Below are 6,546 nucleotides of genomic sequence, written 5' to 3' on the forward strand. Positions count from 1 at the left end.
CACTCGGACACAAGCCGCTATTTTACGCAGGTGTGATTATATTTTTTATCGGCTTTAACCTGCACGAGCCGATCTTGCAATCAATGGCGTCCAAATTTAGTAAAGTAAGCCAAAAAGGCGCGGTTTTGGGTATCTTTAACGCTTTTGGTTACATGGGAAGCTTTATCGGCGGCATAGGCGGCGGTACTTTACTTAAATTTTATGGCCTTAGCGCGCTTTCCGCCGTCGTGACGGTGCTTTGCGTCGTGTGGCTGATCGCGCTAAAATGGCTAGATAATCCAAATATCTTTAAAAATATCTATCTGCCGTCAAGCACGGATGCCGATCTAGCCGAGATCGAAAAGCAAAAAGGCATCGTGGAGTGCTACAAAAACGCGCAAAATCTCGTCGTAAAATACAACTCCAAGCTAACAAACGAGGCGGAAATAAAGCAAATTTTAGGCGTGTAGCGGACTTTGCGGACGGCAAATTTACCGAGTCCGCCCCTCTCAAAACGCTAAAACTTCAGCTCGCGCGCCGTTTAATAACGTAACGACGCCTGTCATGTAAATTTAGCCGATTTTTAGCTATTTTTAAATACTATTATCAAAATCTAATTTCAAAAAAGGACAAAAATGAGCAATCTAAAAAAACAAATCGACGAGCTTTTCCAGGACAAAAAGATGTCCGTTTACGATGCAGCCAAACAGCTAAACGTACGCGAATACGAAATCCTGCAATACCGCGGCGATGACGAATTTAAGGAAGTCGGCGCAGAAAATTTGATGAAAATTTTTGAAGAAGTCAGCACTTGGGGCGAGATGCTTTTTATCAAAAATACGCCTGAATTTATCATCGAGATCAAAGTGAGCGTACCTATGCCTAAAAAAGCGAGAGGATTTTTAAATTTCACCGATAAAAGCGGCTTTTTGGGCGGCCACCTAAAAGGAGAATCAATCGCCAGCATCGGCTTTGTGAGCACTAAATTTATGGGATTTCTCGGACACAGCCTGCACTTTTACGACGCGGATCACAACGTGATCTTTAAGCTTTTCGTAAATCGCAACGAAAAAATGAAACTAGATGAAGCGCAAGAGCAAAAATTCCTAGCGCTAAAAAACAGCCTTTGATTTTAGCTAGCTTTGCCGCGCGTAAATTTTGAGGGTTTATGATGGCTAAAATTTGCAAAATTTACGACGTTTTGATAATCGGAGCGGGTGCGGCAGGGCTATTTTTGGCGGCGAATTTGCGGGTTAAAAGCGTCGCCGTACCCGAAAAAAACGCAACTCCCGGCAAGAAAATCCTAGCTAGCGGCGGAGGCAGGTGTAACGTCACAAACCGCCGTATCGACACGTCAAACTACCTCGGCGACGCAAATTTTGTCACAAATATCCTGAAAAATCTCGATTTCAAAGACGTTTTAAAATTTTTTGGCGAGCTAAAATTTAACGAGCAAAAGCAAAACCAATTTTTCTGCGAAAGCGGCGCAAAGGACGTTTTGGGCGTGCTTTTAAAGCGCGCTAGACAAAGCGGAGCGCAAATATTTTGCGGCGTTTGCGTAAAGGGCGCTAGAAAAATTTTGGCTGATGAAAACGGAGAAATTTTGGATGCTTCTCTTGCAAAAGAAGCAAAATTTGATAGCAAAAATTTGCAAGATTTCAAGTCTGAACAGACTGAACTTTTTGAAGTGCTCGCCGAAAACGGAGATAAATTTTACGCTAGAAATCTCGTCGTAGCTAGCGGCGGACTAAGCTACAAAAAACTGGGGGCTAGCGGGATTGGCTACGAAATAGCGCAGAGCTTTGGCACCAGCGTCACCACGCCAGCTCCGGCACTTGTCGGATTTACCGTGCAAAAAGACGAGTTTTGGTTTAAAAACCTAAGCGGGGTTTGCTTTCCTGCCGAGATTAGCGTAGCATGCGCAAACAAAAATGCCGCAAATCGCGAGTCAAATATGCCGCGCAAATTTGCAGGCGACATACTTTTTACTCACAAAGGCATAAGCGGACCGGCCGTGCTAAACGCTTCGCTTTTTTGGCAAAAGGGCTTGATCGCGATAAATTTTTGCCCGAATTTTAACATCGAAACCGCGCAAAAAAGCAAAAAACAGCTCAGCACCGTCCTGCCGCTACCTAGGCGATTTACGCTCGAGTTTTTGCGCGCGGCGGGGCTTAGCGACAAACCTTACGGCGAGTACAAAGCGGATGAAGCGGCGAAAATCTCTCGGCTATTTGCTTACGAATTTGCGCCTGCGGGTACGTTTGGCTTCGAGCGAGCCGAAGTAACTAAAGGCGGCGTAGACACGGACGCGCTAGACGCAAACTGCTGCCACAAAGATACTCGCGGGCTTTACTTTATCGGCGAGGTTTTAAACGTGACGGGGATGCTCGGCGGGTACAATCTGCATTTTGCGTTTGCCTGCGCGGCAAATTTGGCAAAGCGACTAAACGCCGAATAATGCCGCAACTTAGTCAAATTTGAGGCGTAAATTTAGCCCGCTTCGAAACCCAATTCTTTTATCTTTGCTTCCACTTCTGTTTTTAGGCGTTTTGCCTGCTTCTCATCGCCTTTTTCTAAAACTTTATTTGCGATTTTAAGAGCTTTTTCGTAGTTTTGCAGCGCTTCTTTTTTATTGCCGAGTCCCGCCAGATCGCCCGCCATCAGCGCATAGTACTTCGCGCGCAGCAAAATTACGCCATCTGTGCCAAAAACCTCTTCGTAAATTCTAAACGCAGCAGCGTGTTTTACGTATGCGCCGTTAAAATCTCCAGTTTTATAGAGCGTATCGCCAAGCCCGGTGTAGAGCCCATCAGATCTTTTCGCATCTGATCGCCGCCAAGCTCATAGCATCTGATCGCCGAGCCGAAATTTGCTATCGCCTCATCGTATCGCCCAAGTGCTGACTGTGCGCTAGCTACGCCGTGATAGGGCTTTGCTAGCGCTTTGTGCTCTTTGCCCAGACCTTTTTGTAAAATTTTTAGCGACCGTTCGTAGGCTGCGAGCGCCTTTTGTGGCTCGTTTTCTTGCATAAAAAACGCACCTGCGTTATTTAGCGCCATTATAGTGTTTTCGTGCTCTTCGCCACACTGAGCCAGGCAAATTTGGGCGGCTTTTTCGCCCGCTATCGCCGTAGCCGCAGCATCGCGATCAGGCTTTATAAACTCATCTATGCTGTGCTGCATCGCCTCTTCGCAGCTCATCCCAAACAGCCAAATCGGAAGCAGAAAAATTAAAATTTTACGCATAATTTTCCTTTAAAATTTCGCGCTATTGTAACGACTAAAAGCAAATTTTATATAAGCTTTGGGTAAAATCGAGAAAATTTAAAGGAGCCAAAATGTCAAATATCTTAATCATAGGCGCGGGCGGCGTGAGCCAAGTCGCGACCGTAAAATGCGCGATGAACGCGGACGTTTTTACAAAAATCACCCTTGCAAGCCGCACCAAAAGCAAGTGCGACACTATCGCTAAATTTATCAAAGACCGCCTAGGCGTCGCTATCGATACTGCACAGATCGATGCGGATGACACCGACGCGGTCGTAAATTTAATCAAAAAAACGGGTGCCGAGCTACTGCTAAACGTAGCACTGCCGTACCAGGACCTAACACTCATGGACGCGTGCTCTCGCGCCGGCATACCATACATCGACACCGCAAACTATGAGCACCCAGACACCGCGAAATTTGAATACAAGCTGCAGTGGGCGAAGGACAGCGAGTTTAAAGCCGCAAACACGATGGCGCTGCTGGGAAGCGGCTTTGATCCGGGCGTAACGAACGTATTTTGCGCCTACGCGCAGCAAAATCTCTTTGACGAGATCCATGAGATTGACATCCTAGACTGTAACGCAGGCGATCACGGCTACCCGTTCGCGACGAATTTCAACCCAGAAATCAACCTACGCGAAGTGAGCGCAAAGGGCCGCTACTGGGAGCGCGGCGAGTGGAAAGAGACCGAGCCGATGGAGATAATGTTCAAATGGGACTACCCGAAAGTCGGCGTCAAAGATAGCTACCTACTCTACCACGAGGAGCTGGAAAGCTTAGTAAAAAACATCAAAGGGCTGAAGCGAATCCGCTTTTTCATGACATTCGGACAGAGCTACCTAACCCACATGAAATGCCTAGAAAACGTCGGTATGCTACGCATCGACGAGGTCGAGCATAACGGCGTAAAAATAATTCCGATTCAATTTTTAAAGACCTTGCTGCCTGATCCTGCGAGCCTCGGTCCGCGCACGAAGGGCAAAACAAACATAGGCTGCGTGATACGTGGCTTAAAAGACGGCAAAGAGCGCCAGGTCTATATCTACAACGTCTGCGATCATGAGGCTTGCTACGCCGAGACGGGCGCGCAGGCCGTTAGCTACACGACGGGCGTGCCGGCGATGATCGGCTCGATGATGGTGGCAAAGGGCATTTGGAGCGGCAAAGGCGTCTTTAATATGGAAAATTTCGACGCCAAGCCTTTCATGGACGAGCTAAATAAGCAGGGCTTGCCGTGGGAGATGATCGAGATGAAACCCGGCGAGAGGTATGAAGTAAAGTAAGAAACATTCTAACAAGATGGTAAAATTCTTTACCATCTTTTATTTTCTATTAAATATGCAGTCTTCAAGCTCTTTGTAAACCAAAGTGTCTGGTAAAATAAAATTTGATAAATTTTCTTTGAAGATTTCAATATTAATAGGCGTCGTTATGCCACAACACTTTTTAATTTCTCCACCCTTATCCTTCACATTGTTATTTACTACATCTGTTACTACAGCATCATACCTACTCTCATCAAATTGGCACCCCTTTTTGTCGCAATAAGCCTTTAAAATCTCTTTATCAAATAAATAATTTTCTATTTCCCATCTTTTCATAACTCTAAAGCTGTTTTCTTGACCATCAAGGTATTCTTGCCTATCAAATTCACTCACATTGCCGCCTGAAGCTATATCCCTATCTTTAAATACCCAAATTTCCAAGTCCTTAAATACTTTTCCCAGTATGGCTATCGCTATTCTACTTCTATAGTCTAGCTCAGTATTTCCACCACTTGATACAAATAAAGTATCTGGATATTTTTTATTGAAAATATTATTTAATACCTTTGCATCCAATCCTTTTTCATAGCTATCTTTTAATTCTGCTCTCCCTTCGCAATAAATTATTCTTTTGGGTGCAATTAAGCCTGTTAAATCGTCTAAGGCAGTTTCAAAAATTTCTTTCCATTCATTATAGTTTTTATCAATAGGTTTTAGTTCTATTTTATCGGATAGATTAATATCTTTATGAAATTTAATGATTTGACTATTGCCTATAAAATCCGTTTGTAAGGCCCTTAAAAAACCTATACTGTGCGTTGTTATCCAAATTTGACCTTCATCATCGATTAGATTATTTATCTCTTTCATAAGATTTCTTTGTATACACATGTATTTATATGAAGCTCCGGCTCGTCTATTAAATAAATAGAGCCTTTATATTTTTCTTTTCTCAAAAATAAATCTAAAAGTATATCAACTACTTCTTTTTCGCCAGAAGATAAACTATTGAAAGAAAATTTTACATCAGAATCAGGCTTTTTGAAAAATAAAGTGCCATTGCCACCTTCAACTTCTCCCATACTAACTATTTCTAAATCTAAACAGTTTTTAATTGAATTATTTAGTCGGTCTATAACATGTTTTCTGGCTTCAGACGGCTTTAAATCATTATCATCTCTATATGAATTAAAATATGCAAGCAGTCTCCTATAGTTTTCTTCTATTTTTTCATCAATGCTAACGGAATAGCTAGCACCATATCTATTTTCCTCTATTGGGTTGACTGCTCTAATTTCTTTAATATTTAAATCATTATTGTATCTATAAGGGCTTCTAAACGAAAATAGACTATTTAGACTATTTTTATATTTTTCTATATTATACAGTTCATTCTTTCTACAAACAATACCATCTACAACAAAATCTATATCAATTAGTTCATAGAAATTTTTATTATTTGATCTAAAAAAATTATCCTTAACGCTACCGAATGGATCTGTTCCTATATGTGCACCCAAAGATGGGCCTAATGCAATAAAAGCGTCCAATACACTACTTTTACCACAACCATTTGGGCCGACAAGAGCAATAATTTTCTTTGGGCTATCTCCTAAATCAATAGTTAAATCCTTAAAACGTTTAAATTCTTGTATACGCACTTTAGATACCTTCATTGTTAAACCTCATTATTTTTAATTACGCTTCTCAAATTTCTGCTTTAAAATTTTAAAAACTTCATGCTTTGAAAGCTCGTATTTATCGTATATCACGGCATCGTCGTCGCCGATAGGCTGCATGAGGCCATCAGCTGCGTCGCGGTCTAGCCTGCCCCTTTTAAATCTCACGTTTAAAACGTCGATTTTGCGTTTGGCGTCTACCATGCGAACGCCGATCTCTTCGATATCTTTAAAGTAAAATTTAGCGTTTTTGCCGCCCTTTTGCACTAAAAATCCGTCGTCATCGACGCTTAAAAAGCTAACTTGAAATATCTTTTTCACGCAAAAAACGGCGCAGATCACGGCAACGACCAT

The 6,546-nt window shown here is 42.5% G+C and carries 9 protein-coding genes and 1 pseudogene; 4 read left to right on the top strand and 6 right to left on the bottom strand.

What is annotated here, in order from left to right:
- The 3 genes from H740_RS03050 to H740_RS03060 form a co-directional block, all read left to right on the top strand.
- On the top strand, window positions 1-449 hold a 449-nt coding region (locus H740_RS03050), incomplete at its 5' end, for an MFS transporter (RefSeq protein WP_002951218.1).
- Window positions 450-614: 165 nt separating this feature from the next.
- A complete protein-coding gene (gene hutX, locus H740_RS03055) occupies window positions 615-1,109 on the top strand; it encodes a heme utilization cystosolic carrier protein HutX (RefSeq protein WP_002951219.1) in 495 nt (164 codons plus the stop codon).
- 41 nt (window positions 1,110-1,150) lie between these two features.
- Window positions 1,151-2,437 carry a BaiN/RdsA family NAD(P)/FAD-dependent oxidoreductase gene (locus H740_RS03060; protein WP_002951221.1) on the top strand — a complete coding sequence of 429 codons (1,287 nt, stop codon included), beginning with the start codon at window positions 1,151-1,153 and terminating at the stop codon, window positions 2,435-2,437.
- A 32-nt stretch (window positions 2,438-2,469) separates the two neighbouring features.
- Here the strand turns inward: H740_RS03060 and H740_RS12070 are convergent, their stop codons facing one another.
- The 3 genes and pseudogenes from H740_RS12070 to H740_RS12075 all read right to left on the bottom strand — a co-directional run bounded on the left by H740_RS12070 (window position 2,470) and on the right by H740_RS12075 (window position 3,224).
- Window positions 2,470-2,640 carry a hypothetical protein gene (locus tag H740_RS12070; RefSeq protein ID WP_331456428.1) on the bottom strand — a complete coding sequence of 57 codons (171 nt, stop codon included), beginning with the start codon at window positions 2,638-2,640 and terminating at the stop codon, window positions 2,470-2,472.
- A pseudogene (locus tag H740_RS12490) lies at window positions 2,620-2,721 on the bottom strand (tetratricopeptide repeat protein); the annotation flags it as partial. The pseudogene H740_RS12490 and the gene H740_RS12070, both read right to left, overlap by 21 nt.
- 2 nt (window positions 2,722-2,723) lie before the next feature.
- The gene (locus H740_RS12075) at window positions 2,724-3,224 is read right to left on the bottom strand and encodes a tetratricopeptide repeat protein (RefSeq protein ID WP_002951224.1); all 501 of its coding nucleotides are present in this window, start codon (window positions 3,222-3,224) and stop codon (window positions 2,724-2,726) included.
- Between the two features lie 92 nt (window positions 3,225-3,316).
- Between H740_RS12075 and H740_RS03070 the strand changes: the two genes are divergently transcribed.
- Window positions 3,317-4,531, top strand: a complete 1,215-nt coding sequence (locus H740_RS03070; RefSeq protein WP_002951226.1) for a saccharopine dehydrogenase family protein — start codon at window positions 3,317-3,319, stop codon at window positions 4,529-4,531.
- Window positions 4,532-4,570: 39 nt separating this feature from the next.
- Here H740_RS03070 and H740_RS11865 read toward each other — a convergent pair whose 3' ends face one another.
- The 3 genes from H740_RS11865 to H740_RS03080 form a co-directional block, all read right to left on the bottom strand.
- Window positions 4,571-5,383, bottom strand: a complete 813-nt coding sequence (locus tag H740_RS11865) for an OLD family protein (RefSeq protein ID WP_197273054.1) — start codon at window positions 5,381-5,383, stop codon at window positions 4,571-4,573.
- The gene (locus tag H740_RS11870; protein ID WP_197273055.1) at window positions 5,380-6,189 is read right to left on the bottom strand and encodes an AAA family ATPase; all 810 of its coding nucleotides are present in this window, start codon (window positions 6,187-6,189) and stop codon (window positions 5,380-5,382) included. The genes H740_RS11865 and H740_RS11870 overlap by 4 nt, the downstream gene beginning before the upstream one ends.
- An 18-nt stretch (window positions 6,190-6,207) precedes the next feature.
- On the bottom strand, window positions 6,208-6,546 hold a 339-nt coding region (locus H740_RS03080; protein WP_002951228.1), incomplete at its 5' end, for a hypothetical protein.

Source organism: Campylobacter showae CC57C, from assembly GCF_000344295.2.
Taxonomy (GTDB): Bacteria; Campylobacterota; Campylobacteria; order Campylobacterales; family Campylobacteraceae; genus Campylobacter_A; species Campylobacter_A showae_B.